This is a genomic window from Colwellia sp. D2M02, from assembly GCF_018860755.1.
GTDB classification, from domain to species: Bacteria; Pseudomonadota; Gammaproteobacteria; order Enterobacterales; family Alteromonadaceae; genus Colwellia; species Colwellia asteriadis.
In genome coordinates this window covers 110819-132510 of sequence record NZ_JAHKPW010000058.1, presented here as the reverse complement: position 1 = coordinate 132510, position 21692 = coordinate 110819, and the positions used below count along the sequence as shown (strand labels likewise).

Annotated in this window: 24 protein-coding genes; 8 read left to right on the top strand and 16 right to left on the bottom strand. The window is 37.9% G+C overall.

Annotated elements, in window-relative coordinates:
• The first annotated feature begins 147 nt into the window (after positions 1 to 147).
• Positions 148 to 363 (top strand): hypothetical protein, encoded by a 216-nt coding sequence (locus KO495_RS10090; RefSeq protein ID WP_215980277.1) that lies wholly within the window; start codon positions 148 to 150, stop codon positions 361 to 363.
• 302 nt (positions 364 to 665) lie between these two features.
• Here KO495_RS10090 and KO495_RS10085 read toward each other — a convergent pair whose 3' ends face one another.
• From KO495_RS10085 to KO495_RS10065, 5 genes are all read right to left on the bottom strand, one after another.
• On the bottom strand, positions 666 to 1022 hold the full coding sequence (locus KO495_RS10085; RefSeq protein ID WP_215980276.1) for a hypothetical protein: 357 nt from the start codon (positions 1020 to 1022) through the stop codon (positions 666 to 668).
• Positions 1023 to 1097: 75 nt separating this feature from the next.
• Complete coding sequence (locus tag KO495_RS10080) at positions 1098 to 1319, bottom strand: HNH endonuclease (RefSeq protein WP_215980275.1); 222 nt, start codon at positions 1317 to 1319, stop codon at positions 1098 to 1100.
• Positions 1320 to 1591: 272 nt separating this feature from the next.
• The gene (groL, locus tag KO495_RS10075) at positions 1592 to 3244 is read right to left on the bottom strand and encodes a chaperonin GroEL (protein WP_215980274.1); all 1653 of its coding nucleotides are present in this window, start codon (positions 3242 to 3244) and stop codon (positions 1592 to 1594) included.
• A 179-nt stretch (positions 3245 to 3423) separates the two neighbouring features.
• Positions 3424 to 3714: a co-chaperone GroES gene (locus KO495_RS10070; RefSeq protein WP_215980273.1), complete on the bottom strand. Its 291-nt coding sequence runs from the start codon at positions 3712 to 3714 to the stop codon at positions 3424 to 3426.
• A gap of 154 nt (positions 3715 to 3868) precedes the next feature.
• Entirely contained in the window at positions 3869 to 4414 is a 546-nt protein-coding gene (locus KO495_RS10065; RefSeq protein WP_215980272.1) for an FxsA family protein, read from the bottom strand.
• Positions 4415 to 4555: 141 nt separating this feature from the next.
• Between KO495_RS10065 and cutA the strand changes: the two genes are divergently transcribed.
• Together cutA and KO495_RS10055 are read left to right on the top strand one after the other, a co-directional pair.
• Positions 4556 to 4867, top strand: a complete 312-nt coding sequence (gene cutA, locus KO495_RS10060; RefSeq protein ID WP_215980271.1) for a divalent-cation tolerance protein CutA — start codon at positions 4556 to 4558, stop codon at positions 4865 to 4867.
• Positions 4868 to 4872: 5 nt separating this feature from the next.
• The gene (locus KO495_RS10055) at positions 4873 to 6759 is read left to right on the top strand and encodes a protein-disulfide reductase DsbD (protein ID WP_215980270.1); all 1887 of its coding nucleotides are present in this window, start codon (positions 4873 to 4875) and stop codon (positions 6757 to 6759) included.
• A gap of 124 nt (positions 6760 to 6883) precedes the next feature.
• Here KO495_RS10055 and KO495_RS10050 read toward each other — a convergent pair whose 3' ends face one another.
• Genes KO495_RS10050 through KO495_RS10040 form a run of 3 tightly spaced genes read right to left on the bottom strand, consistent with a single transcriptional unit; the run spans position 6884 to position 11118 of the window.
• Entirely contained in the window at positions 6884 to 9367 is a 2484-nt protein-coding gene (locus tag KO495_RS10050) for an EAL domain-containing protein (RefSeq protein WP_215980269.1), read from the bottom strand.
• Between the two features lie 37 nt (positions 9368 to 9404).
• On the bottom strand, positions 9405 to 10616 hold the full coding sequence (locus KO495_RS10045; RefSeq protein ID WP_215980268.1) for a hypothetical protein: 1212 nt from the start codon (positions 10614 to 10616) through the stop codon (positions 9405 to 9407).
• A 13-nt stretch (positions 10617 to 10629) separates the two neighbouring features.
• Complete coding sequence (locus KO495_RS10040) at positions 10630 to 11118, bottom strand: hypothetical protein (protein ID WP_215980267.1); 489 nt, start codon at positions 11116 to 11118, stop codon at positions 10630 to 10632.
• Positions 11119 to 11440: 322 nt separating this feature from the next.
• On the opposite strand from KO495_RS10040, the gene aroQ reads away from it, so the two are divergent.
• The 4 genes from aroQ to KO495_RS10020 all read left to right on the top strand — a co-directional run bounded on the left by aroQ (position 11441) and on the right by KO495_RS10020 (position 14109).
• Positions 11441 to 11893 (top strand): type II 3-dehydroquinate dehydratase, encoded by a 453-nt coding sequence (gene aroQ / locus KO495_RS10035; RefSeq protein WP_215980266.1) that lies wholly within the window; start codon positions 11441 to 11443, stop codon positions 11891 to 11893.
• Positions 11894 to 11975: 82 nt separating this feature from the next.
• Positions 11976 to 12422, top strand: coding sequence for an acetyl-CoA carboxylase biotin carboxyl carrier protein (gene accB, locus KO495_RS10030; protein WP_215980265.1), 447 nt, complete (start codon positions 11976 to 11978; stop codon positions 12420 to 12422).
• Between the two features lie 23 nt (positions 12423 to 12445).
• Positions 12446 to 13792: an acetyl-CoA carboxylase biotin carboxylase subunit gene (gene accC, locus KO495_RS10025; RefSeq protein ID WP_215980264.1), complete on the top strand. Its 1347-nt coding sequence runs from the start codon at positions 12446 to 12448 to the stop codon at positions 13790 to 13792.
• Between the two features lie 140 nt (positions 13793 to 13932).
• Positions 13933 to 14109 carry an oxidoreductase-like domain-containing protein gene (locus KO495_RS10020; protein ID WP_215980263.1) on the top strand — a complete coding sequence of 59 codons (177 nt, stop codon included), beginning with the start codon at positions 13933 to 13935 and terminating at the stop codon, positions 14107 to 14109.
• Positions 14110 to 14232: 123 nt separating this feature from the next.
• On the opposite strand, the gene minE is transcribed toward KO495_RS10020, so the two are convergent.
• The 5 genes from minE to zapB form a co-directional block, all read right to left on the bottom strand.
• Positions 14233 to 14502 carry a cell division topological specificity factor MinE gene (gene minE / locus KO495_RS10015; RefSeq protein ID WP_215980262.1) on the bottom strand — a complete coding sequence of 90 codons (270 nt, stop codon included), beginning with the start codon at positions 14500 to 14502 and terminating at the stop codon, positions 14233 to 14235.
• Position 14503: 1 nt separating this feature from the next.
• The gene (minD, locus tag KO495_RS10010) at positions 14504 to 15313 is read right to left on the bottom strand and encodes a septum site-determining protein MinD (RefSeq protein ID WP_215980261.1); all 810 of its coding nucleotides are present in this window, start codon (positions 15311 to 15313) and stop codon (positions 14504 to 14506) included.
• Between the two features lie 34 nt (positions 15314 to 15347).
• Positions 15348 to 16100, bottom strand: coding sequence for a septum site-determining protein MinC (minC, locus tag KO495_RS10005; protein WP_215980260.1), 753 nt, complete (start codon positions 16098 to 16100; stop codon positions 15348 to 15350).
• Between the two features lie 283 nt (positions 16101 to 16383).
• On the bottom strand, positions 16384 to 16668 hold the full coding sequence (locus KO495_RS10000) for a cell division protein ZapA (protein WP_215980259.1): 285 nt from the start codon (positions 16666 to 16668) through the stop codon (positions 16384 to 16386).
• Positions 16668 to 16898, bottom strand: coding sequence for a cell division protein ZapB (gene zapB, locus KO495_RS09995; RefSeq protein ID WP_215980258.1), 231 nt, complete (start codon positions 16896 to 16898; stop codon positions 16668 to 16670). Before zapB ends, KO495_RS10000 begins: the two co-directional genes overlap by 1 nt.
• Before the next feature lie 193 nt (positions 16899 to 17091).
• On the opposite strand from zapB, the gene KO495_RS09990 reads away from it, so the two are divergent.
• A complete protein-coding gene (locus KO495_RS09990) occupies positions 17092 to 17502 on the top strand; it encodes a VOC family protein (protein WP_215980257.1) in 411 nt (136 codons plus the stop codon).
• A gap of 42 nt (positions 17503 to 17544) precedes the next feature.
• Here the strand turns inward: KO495_RS09990 and KO495_RS09985 are convergent, their stop codons facing one another.
• The 3 genes from KO495_RS09985 to KO495_RS09975 form a co-directional block, all read right to left on the bottom strand.
• The gene (locus KO495_RS09985) at positions 17545 to 18900 is read right to left on the bottom strand and encodes a magnesium transporter (RefSeq protein ID WP_215980256.1); all 1356 of its coding nucleotides are present in this window, start codon (positions 18898 to 18900) and stop codon (positions 17545 to 17547) included.
• Positions 18901 to 18994: 94 nt separating this feature from the next.
• Positions 18995 to 20350 (bottom strand): sigma-54 dependent transcriptional regulator, encoded by a 1356-nt coding sequence (locus KO495_RS09980; protein WP_215980255.1) that lies wholly within the window; start codon positions 20348 to 20350, stop codon positions 18995 to 18997.
• A 16-nt stretch (positions 20351 to 20366) separates the two neighbouring features.
• The gene (locus KO495_RS09975; RefSeq protein ID WP_215980254.1) at positions 20367 to 21638 is read right to left on the bottom strand and encodes an HD domain-containing phosphohydrolase; all 1272 of its coding nucleotides are present in this window, start codon (positions 21636 to 21638) and stop codon (positions 20367 to 20369) included.
• Positions 21639 to 21692 lie beyond the last annotated feature (54 nt).

The window sequence follows — 21692 nt, the reverse complement described above, 5'->3', positions numbered from 1 at the left end:
GTAAAATAGTTCGTTAAAAGGGAGTAATCATTTACTCCCTTTTTTACTTAATGCATTTAATAACGTTTAAAAAAACAATATACAGCAATCAGTACTACACCTAGGCATAAAGCCTCATTAAAGTTATTACCTTGATATGGACATCTAATGAAAAAAGTAAACGCATTAACTCGCCACTTTATTTATGAAAATATTAAAATTAACGAAACCATTTGCTCTTATCCACTTCGTACCGTGGCGCCAAAAATATATAACTCCACCAATGACACTATAAATAGCGCCATAATAAGTAAGACTAAAAACAACGCAGAACAAAAGTTCCTCGATAAAACCAATAACTTGACAGATCCTAGCCAGATATAGCCTTTCTATAAAAAACCTGCCGAAGCAGATTTTTAATTTAAAACGTTAAGTAGCTAATGCTATTTATGCGCAGAATAAATCATGTTAGAACAAGGCACTTCACAACGACGTTTAGTGTTTCTTAAACAAGTAACAAAGCAACGCAGTAATCAATGATTTAGACAAGCATAAATGTCGGGTAAGGAGCGAGCATTAGTGATCCCCCCTCCCCCAAGATGTACTAGCTCAGAACCGTACGTGCGAGTTTCCCCGCATACAGCTCAAGCCTTTCTAAATCTGCACTTAAGTACAGACCAGCGACTTTACGAAATGTAAAAAGTTGCTACAACAGTGACTAAAATGGCGACAATGCCTACAGTAGTATTAAGTACTGAAAGCCTATCGTTTAAGTTCCAGTTAAAGCCACCAGCCCCTTCTGGCAATGACGCCAAAAGCGTTTTAGGTAACTTTTTCTGTTCTAGACTTAACTTGCCAATTTCAGTTAAAGAGCTATCCAAATATTCAGGTATACCTGTACTTAATGGAGTACTACAAACAGCGCTTATAAGGCTATTTTCCACTAGAAAACAGAATTGTGAATATTTATCATAACTGCTATCTGTAACAATCCGAGGAAGCTTTTTACCCCTTACATCCTTCAATACTTTCAAATAACTCATTTAAATCACCTTTAAACAATTGTTGAAGTCAAATAGAGGATGAAGCCAAACTCCTCCGACTAGTCATCATAATAACTAACAAAAGTTGCCATACCAACTGGTCGTGCAGTTATGCAATTGCCTATGGTAATTAGGGTGCAACAACACTAAGTTACTCAGTTCATTACTACCACCTTTTACCCGTTCAACAATATGATGGATATTCCCTCCTGTTGTCTTGGTAATGCGATAGCGGCATATGGCACAACAATGCTGTTGTCTGAGCCAAAGTATTAACAAAATTCGTTTACCTTGCATTGAGTCTATCCAAACTCACTTTTGGCGCTTCTCACAGTACTTTTCAAATAACAAGCCATAGAGGTTATTCTCCACTTCACGTTTATTTGCTTTGATTTACCCTGAAAGCAAAAAACCTGCCGAAGCAGGTTTTTATATTTTAGCGTTAAGTAGCTAATGCTATTTATGCGCCGAATAAATCATGTTAGAACAAGGCACTTCACAACGACGTTTAGTGTTTCTTAAACGAGTTGTGAAGTAACGAAGTTATCACTGATTTAGACAAGCATAAATTACATCATACCGCCCATTCCGCCCATGCCACCGCCCATACCGCCCATATCAGGCATTGCTGGTGCGTCTTTTACTGGTGCATCGGTAATCATTGCTTCAGTTGTTAGCATTAATCCAGCAACTGATGCTGCAAATTGTAATGCTGAACGAGTTACTTTAGTTGGATCTAAAATACCCATTTCAATCATATCGCCGTATGTACTGTTGCCAGCGTTGTAACCGTAGTTACCTGTGCCGCCGTTGCGTACTTCGTTTAATACAACTGAAGATTCATCACCACAGTTAGTTACGATTTGACGAAGCGGTGCTTCCATTGCACGAATGGCAACATTAATACCGTGTGTTTGATCTTCATTTGCACCTTGTAGTGCTTTAATTGCGTCAGCTGCGCGTATTAAGGCAACACCACCACCGGCAACAACACCTTCTTCAACCGCTGCGCGCGTTGCATGTAATGCATCTTCAACACGGTCTTTTTTCTCTTTCATGGCAATTTCAGTAGCCGCGCCAATTTTAATTACCGCAACACCGCCAGCTAATTTAGCTAAACGCTCTTGTAGTTTTTCTTTGTCGTAATCAGAAGAAGACTCTTCAATTTGACCACGAATTTGAGCAACACGTGCTTTAATGTCGGCATCTTCGCCTAAGCCATCAATAATTGTGGTGTTATCTTTAGAAATAATTACGCGCTTAGCTTGACCTAAGTCTTCTAATGTTGCTTTTTCTAGCTCCATACCGATTTCTTCAGAAATAACAGTACCAGCTGTTAATGTAGCAACATCTTGAAGCATTGCTTTACGACGGTCACCAAAACCAGGTGCTTTAACCGCTGCCACTTTCACAATACCGCGCATGTTGTTTACAACCAATGTTGCTAAGGCTTCGCCTTCAACATCTTCTGCAATAATTAAGAGTGGTTTACCGGCTTTAGCAACCGCTTCTAGGGTAGTTAATAATTCACGAATGTTGGCTACTTTTTTATCAACCAATAAAATGAATGGGTTTTCTAATTCTACTGTGCCACTTTCTTGGTTGTTAATGAAGTATGGAGATAAGTAACCACGGTCGAACTGCATGCCTTCTACAACGTCTAACTCGTCAGTTAATGCTTGGCCTTCTTCAACAGTAATTACACCTTCTGTACCAACTCGGTCCATTGCTGTTGCAATGATTTTACCAACAGTTTCATCAGAGTTTGCTGAAATAGTACCAACTTGCTCAATTGCTTTGTTGTCAGTTACTGGCGTAGACGCTTCTTTTAATGCGGCAACTGCAGCAATAACCGCTTGGTCGATACCACGTTTAAGATCCATTGGGTTCATACCCGCAGCAATAGATTTTAAGCCTTCGTTAACAATTGCTTGTGCTAAAACAGTGGCAGTAGTTGTACCGTCACCTGCTTCATCATTTGCTTTTGACGCAACTTCTTTAACCATTTGTGCGCCCATATTTTCAAACTTGTCTTCAAGCTCAATTTCTTTCGCAACGGTTACACCATCTTTAGTGATCGCTGGACCACCAAATGATTTATCTAAAACAACATTACGACCTTTAGGACCTAATGTTACTTTTACCGCGTCAGCTAAAATGTTTACGCCTTTAAGCATTTTTACTCGTGCGTCATTTCCAAATAATACGTCTTTTGCAGCCATGTTATTTATTCCTATAATTTTGTTTATTTCTAAAATAATGAATCTTTAACTGATAAACTTAACAGCATTTAACTATTGCTATATCGCTTAAAAGCAAAGCAGAAGCACAGAGTTGACACGAGTCAATAAGCACTTCTTATGTCGCTTTGAGGTAAAAAGCGACCTTAAAATTTATGCAACTATTCAACAATAGCTAAAATGTCTGACTCAGAAAGAATCAATACTTCTTCACCGTCAATTTTTTCAGTTTTCACACCGTAACCTTCTGAGAAGATCACTTGGTCACCTACTTTTACGTCTAATGCACGTACTTCACCGTTGTCTAAAAGGCGACCGTTACCTACGGCAATAATTTCACCACGGGTAGATTTTTCAGCTGCACTGCCAGTTAGTACAATGCCGCCTGCAGACTTTGATTCAACTTCTTTACGTTTTACGATTACGCGATCGTGTAATGGGCGAATGCTCATGTATTTATCTCCTAAGGGTGTTCAAAATATAACTTACGAAATAAATGCTTTGTTTGTGCATTTATTTCGTGAATGGTTTGGTATTGTTAAGTAATTTACTTATGAGAACTAAGTGGGGATTAAAAAAAACTTCACAAGCTTTTTAGCTATTTTTTTACTCTTTTCTCTCAAAACTTCCTTCAAGGGTTTCACCTTGATGATGTGATATTGGTTTTACTGGCTCATTTGTGTTGTATGTCTCACTTGTTTGAACCTCATGTTCATAAACATTACCTTGGCTAGTGTGTGTTGAGTGGCTACTGTAAAAGTGCGCGTTTCCTGAGAATGGACTAGAACCAACTTGTGCACTAACGAGATTTTTTTGCACCGCTCCTACCAATGAATTGCGCACAGCAGGTATTAATAACGATAAACCAAAAATATCGGTGACAAAACCAGGGGTAACTAACAAAACGCCCGCAACTAATAATAAAAGCCCAGTTACAATTTCATTTGAAGGCATTTCGCCTTGCGCCATTTTGGTTTGCACTGATTGCATGGTTGCTAAACCTTGTTGACGTACATACTTAGCACCTAACCATGCGCTGGCAATAACAATAGCAATCGTTGGCCATAAACCTAACAGTGCACCAACCTGCATAAGTACCGCAATTTCAATAATGGGAATGATGATAAATAGTAAAAATAATACCCGAAACATAAATAATCCTCTTTTATTTGTAAGATATATGGGGGTAAGCAGGTCTTTTTCAAGGCAAGTGCGCTTAATAGTATTCACCTTAAGGTTTTATCTATTATCAAGGTATACTATTGCCAACATATCATTAACAAGGATATCAAAATGTATCAATTAGTATTAACTACCTGCCCTAATGAGCAAGTAGCTAAAGGTATTGCTCAGCATTTGGTTAGTGAAAAACTTGCAGCTTGCGTTAATATTGTACCTAACATCACTTCTATTTATAGTTGGCAAGATGAAGTACATTGCGACACTGAAGTACAATTATTAATAAAAACAAGCAACGATAAATTTGAAAAAATTAAGCAACATATAAACACTCTACATCCATACGAGGTTGTAGAAATTATCGCTTTGAATATCCAGCAAGGTGATGAGCATTATTTGAACTGGATCTCTAATTCTTTAAAGTAGTATCAATGAAAAATTTAACCGCTATTTTTCTTAGCATGCTTATTTTAGTATGCTCAATACCGCAGAGCGCTGTTGCACAAAAGTCCATTTTTGATGTTTCAGGCACTAGCTTATTTGATAATAAAAAGCTCAGTAACGATGACGAGTTTTTACGTGTCGATGAAGCCTTTATCTTTAACTTTTATCAACAAGGTAAGCAACTAAAAGTTAGCTTTGATATTAGTGAAGGTTACTACCTCTACCGTCATCAATTTAAATTTAAAGCAACCGATGCAACATTAGCCACGGTAGAGTTACCTACAGGTGAAAGCCATGAAGATGAGTTTTTTGGCGTACAGCAAATATTTACCAATAAGCTTGAGTTTGACGTAAATATTACAGAGGCAATGGCCAGCGGTAGTATAAAAATATCTTACCAAGGCTGCGCTGAAAAAGGCTTATGCTATCCTCCTACAAGTAAAGTGGTGATGTTAGACCAAGTTACTAAGGCTACTAATGAATTAAGTAGCTCTTCTGCTGTGTTATCAGCTATTGGTGCAACAGACAATGAAACTAATAACACTAGTGATAACTCAAATAGCGCCAATAACACACCAAGCTCAACTAAAAGCGAGCAACACCAATTAGCTGATATGCTAAAACAAGATAGCTTATTGCTAACACTCATTGCCTTTTTTGTGGGTGGTTTACTCTTATCGTTTACGCCATGTGTTTTCCCTATGTACCCTATTTTAACGGGGATTATTGTTGGCCAAGGTAAAAAACTTACGACTAAAAAAGCGTTCACGCTATCTTTCTTTTATGTACAGGGCATGGCGGTAACTTATACCTTACTTGGCGTAGTAGTAGCCCTTGCTGGTGCTAAATTTCAAGCGGTATTTCAACACCCTGCGGTACTTATTGGTTTAAGTGTTTTATTTATCTTTCTAGCGCTTTCTATGTTTGGAGTGTTCAATCTTGCACTACCAGCAAGCTGGCAAAATAAACTAAACAACCTTAGCAATAAGCAAAAAGGTGGCTCTATTACGGGTGTATTAATGATGGGGGTGATTTCAGGGTTAGTCGCTTCACCTTGTACTACTGCACCGTTAACCGGCGCATTACTTTATATTTCACAAACAGGTGATGTGGTATTAGGCGCTTCTGCGTTATATGCCTTAAGTTTAGGTATGGGCTTACCTTTATTAATTTTAGGTAGCTCGGGTGGTAAGTTACTACCTAAGGCCGGTGCTTGGATGAATATTATTAAGAATATCTTTGGCTTGTTATTACTTGCTGTACCGGTGTTTTTATTAGAGCGTTTTATCCCAGAAGCCGCGAGTCAAGCATTATGGGCATTACTCATTTTAGCTGCCGCAACTTATTTTTATGTCACTAATCAAAACCATGCCCAAACGCAAAATGAAAAAGGATTTTGGTACGGCGTACGCGCTTTAGTTATCTTTTTAATGATGTTCTTTGGTGCTAACTTAGCTTATCAACTGGTAATGCCAAATACACACAATAGTACTCAACAGGCGGCATTACATCCTGAGTTTACGGTAGTAAAAAACCAAGAGCAGCTTGAGTCGGCAATAATGTCAGCTAATCAGCAAGGAAAAACTGTGATGTTAGACTTGTATGCTGATTGGTGTATTGCTTGTAAAGAGTTTGAAAAATATACCTTTTCAGATACAGAGGTACAAAAGGCATTAAGTAATACCTTATGGTTACAAGTTGATATGACAGACTTTGACTCACCTGATAATGCCCAGCTCGTTAAGCATTATAAAATATTAGGACTACCTTCTATTTTATTCTTTGACTTACAAGGTAATGAGTTAACTAGTCAGCGTACCACCGGATTTATGGACGCTAAAGCGTTTACCGCTCATATAGAGTCATTCTTTTAAGTAAATAAAGTGAGTAACTCTGCGTGCTATTAGGTTCGATAGCACGTAGTTAAAGACTGATGATGAAGCGCTTATTAATTTACCTGAATTAGCTGTTTGCCTAATGGCTCTTTAGCTAATCAGGCTAGTTTAATAAGCGTTTTTCTAAACGCTCGTGCTCTACTTTTATTTTCCAATAACCAAACAATATTTGTTTATCAATAAAAGCTGCAAGTTCCTTCTCAGGAATAGGTTTTGAATAGTAATAGCCTTGAATAATGTCACAATCATTTTCTGTTAAACTTAACAGCTGTGCCTTAGTTTCAACGCCTTCAGCCACGACGGTTAAGCCTAAATTTTTAACCATAGCAATAGTTGAAGTAATAATTTGGTAGTCTGAATGATTTTCCAGCATACCAAAAATGAAGCTTTTATCGATTTTAATGACATCAACCGGCATTTTTTTCAAGTAAGCTAAAGATGAATACCCCGTACCAAAATCGTCAATAGCAAAAGTGAAGCCCATCTCTTTTAACTCTTGCATTATCGCAATGGTATGCTCCATATCTTTCACTAAGGTTTGCTCAGTTAACTCTAATTCAAAACACTCGGCAGGTAATGAAAATTCAGTGAGAAGGTCACGTAAAAATGTTGATAAGTTAACATCGATAAACTGCCCTGCAGATAAGTTTATCGCGATACGAACATCGTTTAATCCTTGTGCTTTCAGATCAATCGCAATTTCAAAGCAACGACGAATAATCCAATAACCTAGCTCAATCATATGTTGAGAGTTCTCTAAAATAGGGATGAAGTCTTCAGGAGAAATCATGCCTCTTTCAGGATGTTGCCAGCGTAATAGCGCTTCAAAACCATAAAGTTTTTTGTTTTTCGCACAAATTTGAGGCTGTAAGCTTAAACTAAATTGTTGTTTAGCAAGTGCTTGCCTGACTTCTCCCTCAAGCATTACACGGTGTGCAACCCGCTGGAACATCTCTTGATGATAAACATGGTATTGGCCACCACCGTTTTCTTTGGCTTCATACATAGCAATATCTGCATGGCTAATTAAATCATCAGCTTTTTCTTGCGGAGACTCTGTGTAAGCAATACCTATACTGGTTGATATATAAAAAAAGCTACTACCAAGCTGAATAGGCTCTTTAAACTGTAGCAATACTTTTTCTGCGACATCAATCGCCTCATCAATATTAGCTAAATTACTTAACACTAAGACAAACTCATCACCACCAAATCGAGAAGCGAGATCAATACTACCAACACTTAAACGAATACGTTGAGCAGCTTGCATTAACAGTTTATCGCCCGAGCTGTGCCCATTACTGTCATTTACCTTTTTGAAGTCATCTAAGTCTAAAAATAATACCGCAACCCCTCCTTGAAAACGGGTGATGCTCGCTAGTGACTTGCGTAGCTGATAGTTCAGCATATTTCGATTAGGTAAACCCGTAAGTAAATCGAACATAGCAATGTTTTCAAGTTCTTTAGTTTTTTGTTCAACCTCAAGGTTAAGCTGTTCTAATTCAAAACTCAGCTCAACCGCAGAGTCTGACAAAATATCAAGTTCATCAGAAAAAACGCGTGGCCGTTTAAATTTGGCTTGTCTAAATTGGTCAAAGTGCTTTTGAGCGAGTAAAGGCAGAACATTAGAGAGTAAAAGTAAACGTTTCGTGAACGGGCTAGCAATAAAGTAAACAAAACCAGCTAACACCATAAACATGACAGCCAATGAAATAATAAAACGCTGCTGATATGCTTCATTCTGCTGCCTATAGGCGCTAACATCATCAATTAAAGCAAGATAAAAACCTTGCTCTTTTTGCTCTGACAAAGGTAAAACATTGATCAAATAGCTTGATTCTAACAGGTCTATTTTCAAGCCTTGTTCGAGCATTTTATCTAACTTAGGTTGTGTAAAGTTACTATGAAATAAACTATCAACAAGCTCCATATTAGAAGAAGAAATAATTTTACTATTGGCTAAATCCACATTGTTATTTTTTGTATTAAAACTAATAACGGCTACGTCGCGGTTAAGTGATGTTTTAATGGCAAATAGCATATCAACCAAAGAGGCACCTAAGGTAACAACAACCGTGTCTCCTTTGTTATTTAATAAAGGTAAGCTAAGTAATAATTGGCAATTATTAGGACAATATATTTGGTGACTAGGCTCTTGCAAACGCAAAACTTGCTCTATATTTTCTTTTACCTCAAAGGGAAGAATATCGGTCGAATAAAGTAGCCGCTGATCGGCATCAGCTAACCAAATGTTTTCAATATTAAAATGCAGCTGCAAGGCATCATACTGGCGCCTTAATTGATTTGATAGTTGAGAAAAATCGTCGTGCTCAGAGAGTTGAATAAGATCGGTAAATGACTCGAGCCATACCGTTAACTTTGCTCTTAAAATACTATTGTGTAGCTCAACTTGTACTTGCCCTTGCTCGATAGTGTCTTGTTGAAATCGGGCATAGTCTTCCTGCAGTCGCCAAAATGATAAGCTAGAAAACCCTACTGCTAATAACAGTAAGGTGGTAATAATAAGCGTCAGAAGCTTGCTTGAAACCCCTACAAACCGCTTTTCTGTAATTTTTTTATTACCCATGTAAATTAATACTCTACGTGTGTTTTAATCATGCGGATTAAAACCAATACATTATTTGTGCGGCCCACATCTGCCAATCTTCAGAATCATTAATTCGAGGGTTAGGTACAACGACCGGTGTTAATCGTCCAGCGCCTTTCACCCAATGATACTCCATACGTAATCTAATATTACTGGTAAAGTCATAAGATAAACCAAGCGTTATATCTTTATTAAAACCGAAATAATAAGGTACTAAACCACCGCTATTCTCTTCTAACTTCTTGCCATTTTTATCTGTTTTATCAAGATAAAAATCTTCAAAACGCGCTAGAAAGGTTAAATCAGAGTTCCACTTGTAGCGTGTTTGTACATAAAAACCTTGTCCAACATTGTCATCGTGAAAACCATTTTGATAAAAGCCATCAATAATAAAGCGTTGTTGGTATATTTCACTACTGAACTCCCATACTTCACCTTCATACAGCGCATTAGCCGTATAAAATTGAAAGGTAAAATCACTATCAACAAAAGGGTTATCAAAGCTTGGTGTGCCTTGCACATAAGAAAAATCAGCATCGAGCAACGATACGCCAAAGCGCCAAGGTGAAAAAGCGGGTTGCCAATAAAAACTTGCCTGAGCATCATGTTCCTGTTTAGCTTTTCCTTTCGCTAATTTGCTTAATAAATTAGTCGCCTGCTCATCTGAAATAGGAGAAGTACCGTAACTTAAATTAATATCAAAATTACCATATGTATCATTACTATGACTTACTTTTATCGCTGCTCCATCGCTACCAACGGCAATATCTCGAAAGCCATCAAAATAAACCGATTGCGGTAAAATAATACTAGGACGAGCAAAGGGAACATCACGAGAGCTAGAATAAAGCCAGTGATTATTTTTAAAGCGCCCAAGGTACATATTAGCTTGCCAAAAGTCATTATTATAAATAGACCAATCAAGTAAAGCGTAATCAATTCGCGCGCCTTTTGCGTATCGATTACCGCCATCTAAATACACTAATTGTCCTGCAAGACGTAATTTACTATTTAGCTGATATGTTGCATTTATTCCAACTTCAGTTAATTCTGCCGAAAGTTCCCCGTCATCGTTAACAAAATCACTACCATTAACATCGATGATACCTTGAGCAACAAAGCCGTGTACTTGAAACTTTTGCGCATTAAAATAACTTTCTTCGGCAATCAACGGTGTCGACAACAACAAACTACATGTAACAACAACCTTGATTAAAAATTTAGACATAATATCTCTTAAACTAGTCGATAATATTGATAACATGCACCACTCCTTGGTTGTTATAACCATCAGTAGGCTTAGCCTTTTCTGTGGTATCTCCCTGTAATGCATCTTCCTTTGTATCAAGTGAATGCGCGCTCGCAAATAAAATTAAATCATCTTTGCTCGCATACCCTATAGCACCGGGGGTATTTAAAACCGCTTGAATCAAAGCCTCAGGGGTGTCAACAACTGTCGGAGCAACCCCTAAGCCAGAGTAAGTAAGTTTGTTCCATATACGTTCAAGTTGATATGGGTAAATGGCTAAGCGCTCTTTACTAAACGAACGATGTAATTGATGTTGGCTTGGCAAGACAAAAATGGTGATCGCATTATTATTAGACCAATAGGTTTGGCGCATCGTAAAAATACGCCGCAATTGTGATGTTGTCAGACTTTGCTGAGTTATCGACTTATGAGTGATAACTTCTACGGCTTTTGCCGGTATAGCCCCAAAAATGCTGAACATTAATAAGGTTATTAAAGAGTATGTTTTAATAATACTGTCCTTGTAAACAACAAGAAAATCCAATAATTCAAATAAATTTCTTAAAAATCAATATACTAATATAATAAACACTCAAAAGTAAGTGTAGCCAATAAAAAAATAAATTCCAATTAAGTGTCCACCAAAGAGATTAGACCAGTATTTTGCTGCTATATTCTGCGAAAACACTATAATATTCGCCAATAACAAAATAATTCGATCTTGCATCGTATTTGTGGTTCACAGTTAAGTGATTTTATGTAACTATGAACTATACCGTCAATTTATGGATATTTTTCAGAAGATGAATGCAAAGTTTACAGTTTTAGTGTTGAATGGCCCAAACCTAAACATGCTTGGTAAGCGAGAGCCTGAGATCTATGGACATAAAAGTTTAATAGAAATAATGACTGAGTTAAGTCAAGCAGCGGCAAAAAAGCACATTGAACTGTCACATTTACAATCTAACGCTGAACATATTCTAATTGACGCGATACATGATGCCTATCAAAAAGTAGATTTTATTATTATTAACCCTGCTGCTTTTACACATAGCAGTGTAGCAATTAGAGATGCACTACTTTCAGTTGCCATCCCTTTCATTGAAGTGCATTTATCAAACGTACATGCACGTGAAGCCTTTAGACATCACTCTTACCTTTCTGATAAGGCCCAAGGAGTTATCTGTGGGTTGGGTGCTAGAGGTTATAGCTATGCTCTAGAGTCGGCTGCACTGTGGTTAGAAAAACAAAACTAATTTGAAATAACAAACAATAACAGTCAGCGAGTAACACTTCGCTTACTATCAATTAATAAACAACCAGAACTAAGGTATTACAATGGATATTCGTAAAATCAAAAAACTTATCGAACTTGTTGAAGAATCAGGTATTAACGAGTTAGAAATCTCAGAAGGCGAAGAATCAGTACGTATCAGCCGTGGTGGCACTATGGTTCAAGCTGCACCAGTAATGCACGCAGCACCAGCTGCTCCAGCTCCTGTAGCCAGCGCTCCTGCCCCTGCTGCTGCACCAGAAGCGCCTGTATTAACAGGTCATATTGTACGTTCACCTATGGTTGGTACTTTCTACGCATCAGCTTCACCAGATGCTCCTGCATTTGCTGAAGTAGGTAACCATGTAAATGCTGGCGATACATTGTGTATTGTTGAAGCAATGAAAATGATGAACCAAATTGAAGCTGATAAGTCTGGCGTTATTAAAGAAATTCTAGCGCAAAACGAAGATGCTATTGAATTTGACCAACCGCTATTCATCATTGAATAAGCCCAACCAAAAAGGGTTATTCCATGTTAGATAAAGTTGTTATCGCCAACCGTGGCGAAATTGCCTTAAGAATATTACGCGCTTGTAAAGAGCTTGGTATTAAAACGGTAGCTGTTCATTCAGTTGCTGACAAAAACCTAAAGCATGTTTTATTAGCTGATGAAACTATTTGTATTGGTAAAGCACCAGCACCTGATAGCTATTTGAATATTCCAGCAATTATTACTGCTGCTGAAGTAACCAATGCTGTTGCTATTCATCCTGGCTATGGCTTTTTAGCTGAAAATGCTGATTTTGCTGAACAAGTTGAAAAATCTGGCTTTGCTTTTATTGGTCCTAAAGCGGAAAGTATTCGCATTATGGGCGATAAAGTTGCCGCAATAAAGGCAATGAAAGCAGCAGGTGTACCTTGTGTACCAGGCTCTGACGGTCCATTGACTGATGATGAAGAGCTTAATAAAGCTCACGCTAAACGCATTGGCTACCCTGTTATTGTAAAAGCAGCGGGTGGCGGCGGTGGTCGTGGTATGCGCGTTGTGCGCAACGAAGCTGAGTTAATTAGCTCAATATCATTGACCAAAAGAGAAGCCGGCACCATCTTCAAAAATGATATGGTTTACATGGAAAAATTCCTTGAAAACCCTCGTCATGTTGAAATTCAAATTGTTGCTGACGGTAAAGGTAATGCGATTCACTTAGGTGAGCGTGATTGTTCAATGCAGCGTCGTCATCAAAAAGTTGTAGAAGAAGCACCAGCACCAGGCATTACCCCTGAAATGCGTGCCAAAATTGGTGAACGCTGTTGTAATGCCTGTGTTGAGATTAATTACCGTGGCGCTGGTACGTTTGAGTTTTTATACGAAAATGGCGAGTTCTACTTCATTGAAATGAACACGCGTATTCAAGTTGAGCACCCAGTAACAGAAATGATCACCGGCGTTGACTTAATCAAAGAACAGCTTCGTGTTGCCGCAGGTTTACCGTTATCTTGTACTCAAGAAGATATAAAAATCTCAGGCCATTCAATTGAGTGTCGTATTAACGCTGAAGACCCGCGTACTTTTATTCCTTCACCGGGTAAAATCACTCGTTTCCACCCACCAGGTGGTTTAGGTGTACGTTGGGATTCTCATATTTATGCTGATTACTCTGTACCACCGCATTACGACTCTATGATTGGTAAACTAATCACTTGGGGCGATAATCGTGACGTTGCTATTGCACGTATGCGTAACGCACTATCTGAGTTAGTCATTGATGGCATAAAAACTAATATCACTTTGCATCAAGATATTTTAAATGATCAAGGTTTTGTTAATGGCGGTGCCAACATTCATTACTTAGAGCATAAATTAGCTGAGTTAGATTAATCGTTATTGGTTAATCGCTAAATTGAAAGCCCTGCAATTGCAGGGCTTTTTTGTTAATATACACAGGTAATCACCTGACAATACCATTGTGTATACATAATTGTTTTATTATACCAATGGCATGATACTAAGAGTGCCTAATGTCCGAACTTATTGAAAAACCAACACCACCTGCTGACGATGACTGTTGCGGCGGCGGCGCATGCAACCCTTGTGTGTGGGATCGTTACTATGCTCAATTACAAAAGTGGCGTATTGAACAAGCTAAAATTAAAGAGCAATTAGCTGAACAAGACAACAAACCTAACAATAGTTAAGCGCTTATTAATTCTTTTAATATATTGCTAAGCTATTATTACAACTCCCGTAAAAGTAAAACTCCCATAAAAAAAACCGCAAATTTGCGGTTTTTTTTATGGGAGTTTTATACACATTAATAATTATTTTTCATCATGTAACTCAATATTGAGTTCTAATACGTTTAAATCGCCATCTTTCTTATCTAAGTTCACTGATAAGCTTTTATCTGACACCTGAATATATTTACGTAATACCTGTAAAATATCTTCAGTTAATTGTGGCAAATAATCAGGCTCTTTATTTCTTTTATTACGCTCATGAGCAACGATTATTTGCAAACGCTCTTTTGCTTTAGACGCTGTGGCAACTTGCTTTTCTTTTTTACGTAAAAAATAGTCGAGTAGTGCCATGCTAACCTCCAAATATACGACTGAAAATGCCTTTTTTCTCGGCAACTAAAAATCTAAAGTCAACCGTTTCACCTAATAAACGATCAACTGCATCTTGGTAGGCTTGACCGGCATCACTTTCAATATCTAAAATTACCGGTTCGCCTGAGTTAGATGCTTTTAATACTGCTTGAGATTCAGGAATAACCCCTAATAAAGGCACGGCAAGAATCTCTTCAACATCTTCAACACTCAGCATCTCACCTTCGGCAACACGCTTAGGTGAATAACGAGTGAGTAATAAGTGCTCTTTTATTGGGTCTAGGCCTAATTCAGCACGACGTGAACGACTTGATAACATTCCTATAATGCGATCAGAGTCACGCACTGAAGATACCTCAGGGTTAGTGGTAATAATCGCTTCATCGGCATAATAAAGTGCCATCATAGCACCAGCCTCAATACCCGCAGGCGAGTCACATAAAATATAGTCAAACTCTTTAGCAAGATCGTCTAAAACCTTGCCAACATTTTCTTTATTTAACGCATCTTTATCGCGCGTTTGAGAAGCAGGTAAAATTGACAAAGTACTTACGCGCTTATCTTTAATTAGTGCTTGATTTAGCGTTGCTTCACCATTAATAACATTAACAAAATCATAAACAACACGGCGTTCACAGCCCATAATCAAATCAAGGTTACGTAAACCTATATCAAAATCAATTAATACCACTTTATGGCCTTTAAGCGCCAAACCAATACCAATAGCAGCACTCGATGTTGTTTTACCAACACCACCTTTTCCTGACGTTACTACAATTATTCGTGCCATAGACCGAATATCCTTCTCATAAAAATAACTAAAATTAAACTAGCTTTGACGACATCAATTCAGTGTCAGTCAAATGAATATAAACAGGTGTCGCCCAATGATCTTGCATTGAATCGCTCAGCCAATAATTACCATTAATTGACACTAATTCGGCTTCAAGACTTTGGCAATAAATTTGTGCATGCTGGTGCCCTTGAGCTCCTGCAATAGCACGGCCTCGCAAAGCACCATAAATATGAATATTACCATCAGCAATTACCTCAGCCCCCGCAGAAACCGAGCCAATAACCACAAGATTTTGACCTTTGGCATAAACTTGCTGACCTGAGCGAATTTGTCCGCGGTGTACCTTATCACTAAATAACGTAGACTCAACAGGCATTTGCTTTGCCGCAACTTGCTCAGCTAAAGATTCAGATGCTAACGCACTACGCTCTTCAGGCTCTGGTGTTTTAGCCGTTACTTGTTTTGCCACAACTGCTTTCGCTGCATTTACAAACGAAAAACCTAAATCACGAATAAGCTTACGCTGCTCGTTACTAATAACGCCAGTAAAACCGACAAAGGTAAAATTAAACTCTTCAACCAGCGCTTTAATGGCTGAGTAATCTATCGTAGCACCAAGTTGTTCAATATTAACTAAAACAGGTACTAAGTTAAAAAAGTCCGGGGCTTGCGCCACCTTATCAGCTAAAGTATCGCGAATATCGTCTATTTGGGCTGTACTAAGATGAATAACAGACAATGTAAAGCTTGTACCTTTAAATTCTAAAACGGCATCAGCCATAAAGTGCAGTATCCTGAATATAAAAATGGAGGTAAAAATACCTAACAATTAATCTTATAGTGTGTCGCTTACAGTGACAATGCTCATGAACATAATTCACGCACAACTGCCGATAAATCAATCAACTTAAGTACGTTACTTGATAACGCCCTGACGAACAACTGTAAAAAACACACGAAAGCGCTGAGAGTAATGAGTTAAATATTTGAAGAGAAAAAATGAAGGCTACCTGTTACCCGAAAGTTTTACTGATAACAGGCTAAACCTCTAATAAACATTAAATTTATAACGCTTTTTTTAATACATCAATTAAACGGTTATGTTGCTCTTGATAAGTTGCAATATCGTTTCTAGCACTTAGTAATTGATAGCTTAAATTTAATGCCGCAACTAACAGTGCCCGCTCATTATTCGTAGCAGCGTTAGTTTTATGCTTAATATCTTTAAACATAAAGTCGAGATTACTGGCGGCTTGCTTTAAGCCCTCTTCTTGTTCAGCTGAGCAAGCAAACTGATGTTGCCTGCCCATAATTTCAACGCTGATCGTATTAGAGTTACCAGCAGACATTAACTAGGCTCTTGTACGCTTTGTAACTTACCTAATAAATTTTCAACCGCACTACGAGCTTGCTTTTGCTTTTCTTCACCTTCAAGCAGTTCAAGTTGTAACATTTCATTCTCATCTGCTAGGCTAGCATTTTGCTGTTGCAGGTTACTAATTTCGGCTTTCAAACTAGCATTTTTTTCAATCATTGCTTCGATAAGCTGTTCGAGTTGTGGGAGAGTATTTTCTAACATAAGGCGCTCTTATAAATGGGTATAGTAAGGTCGGCAAATCTAATCTAAAGTGAGCTAAAATACTACTCTTTAACGGTATAATTCTGCTTATTTATGTAACAAATTTCGTAAGTTGATCACAAAATTGGAATACGCTTAAAAAGTAACGTTTAACGCATAAAAAACACACTAATCATTAAAGAAAGGTAACATCATGATAACTATTACTGGTATTGATCATATCGTGCTTAGAACAACAAAATTAGAGGCGATGTTATTTTTTTATTCAACAATCTTAGGTTGCCCTGTTGAACGACAAACCGATGCTAAAGTTGGCTTAACTCAACTCAGAGCAGGAAACGCATTAATTGATATTGTAACCGTTGCAAGCGAGCTTGGTGCATTGGGCGGCGGAGCCCCTACTAAAACCAATAACAATGTCGACCATTTTTGCTTACAAATAGCAGCAATTACAGAAGCTGACTTAATTGCATATTTAAAAAGCCACCAAATTGCTGTTGATGACTTTTCATTACGCTATGGTGCTCAAGGCTATGGGAATTCAATTTACATTAACGATCCCGAAGGTAATACCGTTGAGCTAAAATGTGAAATACCCGCTTAACTTGAGTTAGGGTTAACACTAGTCAATAAAAAGCTAAGTAACCTATAAAAGCACTAAACTACCTAACCCTAAAAACACTACAAAACCAACAATATCGGTAACTGTGGTTAATACCACAGAGCCTGACAAAGCAGGGTCAATATTCATTTTATTCAATATTGATGGTATTAGTACTCCTGAGCAAGCGGCCGCAATTAAATTTAATAAAATAGCGAGTAAAATCGTTAAACTTAACATCACATTGTCAAACCATAAAAAGGTAATAATACCGATTACTGACGACCAAATAATGCCATTAACTAAGCCAACTTTTAGCTCTTTTCTCAGTAGTGCTTTTTGGTTAGCTGAGGTAATTTGCCCAAGAGCCAAACCTCTAACAATAACCGTTAATGTTTGACTACCCGCAATGCCCCCCATAGATGCGACCACAGGCATTAATACCGCTAGCGCGACCATTTCTTGTAGGGTAGCTTCAAATAAACCAATAAACCATGATGCTAAAAATGCGGTTGCCAAGTTAATACCAAGCCATACCCCACGGTTTTTTGAGCTCTCCATTACACTAGAAAAAAGTGCCTCATCTTCACTTAAACCACCAGCGAGGTTCATTTGCTCTTGAATTTGTTCTTGTCTAAGCTGGTAAGCAGATTCGATATCAACCCGACCAATAAATTTATTATTATCGTCCACCACTGGCAGCGACATTTTTCCTGAAATAATGACCGCTTCAGCTGCTTCATATATATTGTCGTTACCATTTAACGTGATAAAACTTTCTTCAACAATCTCTTTTAAAGTGCTTTCATCTGAACTCGACATTAATTTGTTAACATTTAACACGCTAACTAAATCATTGGCTTTATCAACAATATAAAATTCATCCGTAAAAGGTTGTAACCCTTTATTGATTAACTTTTTCGCAGAAACAACTTTCAGTGTATTTGAAATTCTCACGTAATCGTAATTTAACCAGTGACCTATTTGCTCAACGTCATATTGCTGTGCTTGATCAAATAGCGCGCGCTGTTTAGTGTCTAGGTGCTTTATCGCGTAAGTTAAAAAGCGATCAGGTATTTCTTCTGCTATTTCTAATAAATCATCGGCATCAAGTTGCTCAAGCAGTTGGAAACAATCAACATCGTCTAATGCCTTAATCAACCACTTACGAGTATCTGAGCCTAAATCAATAAAAACTTCAAGCTTGGTTTCTTCACTAAAAGTATGCCAAACCAGTAAACGTGTTTCGGCAGGAATAGCTTCAACAACTAACGCAAACTGCTCAGAAACAAATGTTTGTCCAGCCTCGCTAATAATGGCGGATATTTCATGCTCATCAGCAGCGGCAAGAATTTGATTAATATAGATTGATAGTTGATCACTATTCGTTTCAATAGCCACGTATTTAGATTCCCTCTCCAGAATTTATTTTCTTATGTTATGCGCGAATAACCGAAAGATAACACATTACTACTTGTGATAATTCTCTAATTACTTACCATTTACTCATTTTCCGGTAGATAGTAGAAGGATTAATTTCTAATAGTTTAGATGCTTGAACAATATTACCATCACATTTCGCTATAGCTGATAAAATCAATTGCTTTTCCACTTCAGCTAGCGGCTTAATATCATCTGTTGTTACTGATGTAAGTAATGGCGCTAAATCAGTTTCTTGTATACTCACTAATTGATAAAGGTGTTCATCCATATTCTTTAATAACATTGCTTTGGTTATTAATTTACCTTGATTTAAAATAATAACACCGTGTAGTAAATTTTCTAATTGCCTAACATTGCCTGGCCAAGAAAAGCTTTTAATATAGCTAATTGCATCATCTGCAAGTCCGATAAAGTCTTTACTATGCAAGCTAGCGTATTTAGTAAGAAAATGCTGAGCAATAACGACAACATCATCACCACGATCAGATAACTTGGGGATTTTCAGCTGAATTACGGCTAAGCGATAATAAAGATCTTCTCTGAATTCACGCTTTTCAACTGCATCAGATAGGCTAGTCGATGAGGCAGAAACCACCTGCACATCAAACGGCAAAGGACGACTCGCGCCCACAGGTAAGTATTCACGCTCTTGAATGACTCTTAACAGTTTAGCTTGTAAATTTAGGGGTAAAGTCGTTATTTCGTCGAGAAAAATAGTACCACCTGCTGCATGAGCAAAATAACCCGACTGATCTTTAATCGCCCCTGTAAATGCACCTTTTTTATGACCAAATAGTTGTGACTCAATTAAATGTTCAGATAAATTAGCACAATTTAATGCCACAAATGGCTCGGCAGCCCGATGACTATAAGTGTGACAAGCCTGCGCGACTAGTTCTTTACCAGTACCGGTTTCACCATGAATAAATATTGGCACATTAGCGCCTGCTGCTGCTTTTATTAATCGAAACAGCTCCAGCATGGCCTCACTCATACCAATCATATTACCAAATGGCTTGGATGATGAGTTATCGCTAACACCCAGCACTTGGGTAAAAACCGCCTCAAGCTCTTTATTATTCCACGGTTTGGCTATAAAACGCTGAATAGTACCGTCATTAAAACCTTGAGCAATATTATCAAAGTCTTGATACGCACTGAGCATAATACGCTGGCTACTTGGCCACGCCACCATAGTGGCTTCTAGTAATTCCCTTCCGGAAAGTTTAGGCATACGTTGATCAGAGCAAATAATGGTAACTTCATTGTCTTGAATAAAGCTTAGTGCTTCGGTTGGATCGCTAAAGATAACTAAATTACATTCAAACTTTCTAATCACCCTTTTTAAGGCATTAAGAATTTCGACCTCATCATCTACTAGCACAACAACAGGTAAATTATCATTCATATTGACACCGAACTCTTTATTGATGAACACAGGTAACATAGGCAATAACAGGCGTTGCCCTGACTTCTTGATAGTGCTTTAATCCATCAATCATCGCTTGCGTTAGCACCACGTTCTTGGCGATTAGTTTTTGTTTGTTATGATTGAATAAATCTTGACTAACCGTCATCCCCGCCCCTATTTTATCTACGCTAATAGCAAATTCGAAGGTTTCATGGTTTGGTGTTGTCAATAACTTAACAAAGGCACTAAAAACCTTATGCTCGAATACCTTACCTACCAGAGATTTGAGCTTAATAAATGCCTCTTCTTGCGCTGGAATGTAAGGATATATTTTCCCCATAAGCATATGGTCGTAATAAATGACTAACGCTAATATTTTTGATCCCATAGGAATAAGTTCACCTTGTAGCTTATCGGGATAACCTGAGCCATCAACATGCTCAAACAGGTGCTTCACAATAGTAGCCGCAGGTTGCAGTAATTCCATGTCAGCTAATATTTCAGCGCTTAACTCTGGTACCGATAACCACTGTTGCTTTTGAGTGTAGGTCATTTGACTTCTATTGAGGTGTTTTATCTCATCAGACAAGCCAATAACACCTACAGCATAATAAAGCCCAGCTAAATAAACACCCTCTTGCTCTTGGTCGCTCAATTCTAGCGCTTTAGCAATCATTTTAGCCTGCTGTGCAATGCGGTAGTTGTGCCCTGTACTATCTTCAACTAAAAGGTTAATTAACCTAGCAGAAAAGCCCGTTAATTCATTGTTAAAGTGCGCAAGTTTTTCAACGTTTTTATTCGTTTCAAGATGCTCATCAAGCATGTGTTGAATAGTATTATTCATGACCTTCTTGGTCATGCTCAGTTGTACATTAGAGCCACGTAATGCACTCACCGCTCTTTTATGCTTTTGCTCTTGATTATAAAGAGCGACTAACTCAGACAGCCCTGATAATAACTCTTGGTTTTGCCAAGGTTTAGTAAAGTATCGTGAAATATTAGCGTTATTAACCACCGCTTTTGCTTCATCAATATCCGCATGACCCGTTAATACTACTTTCTTACTCGCTGGCGATATTTTACTTGCCTGAGCAAGGAACTCTGCACCACTCATCTGGGGTAGTCGCATGTCAGAAAGAATTAAGTGGCAATGGGTGTGTTCTAAAAATGCTAACGCAGATATAGCATCAGAAAACAAATGTAATTCAAAGTGTCTTTTTAAAAAGCGTTGAAGTGCCTTTAATACTTCAGGCTCATCGTCCACTATCATTAACTTTGCTTGCATTATATCTCCTTACCCTTAGTACTATTACTCATCAATTGTTCGGTATTACCCGTG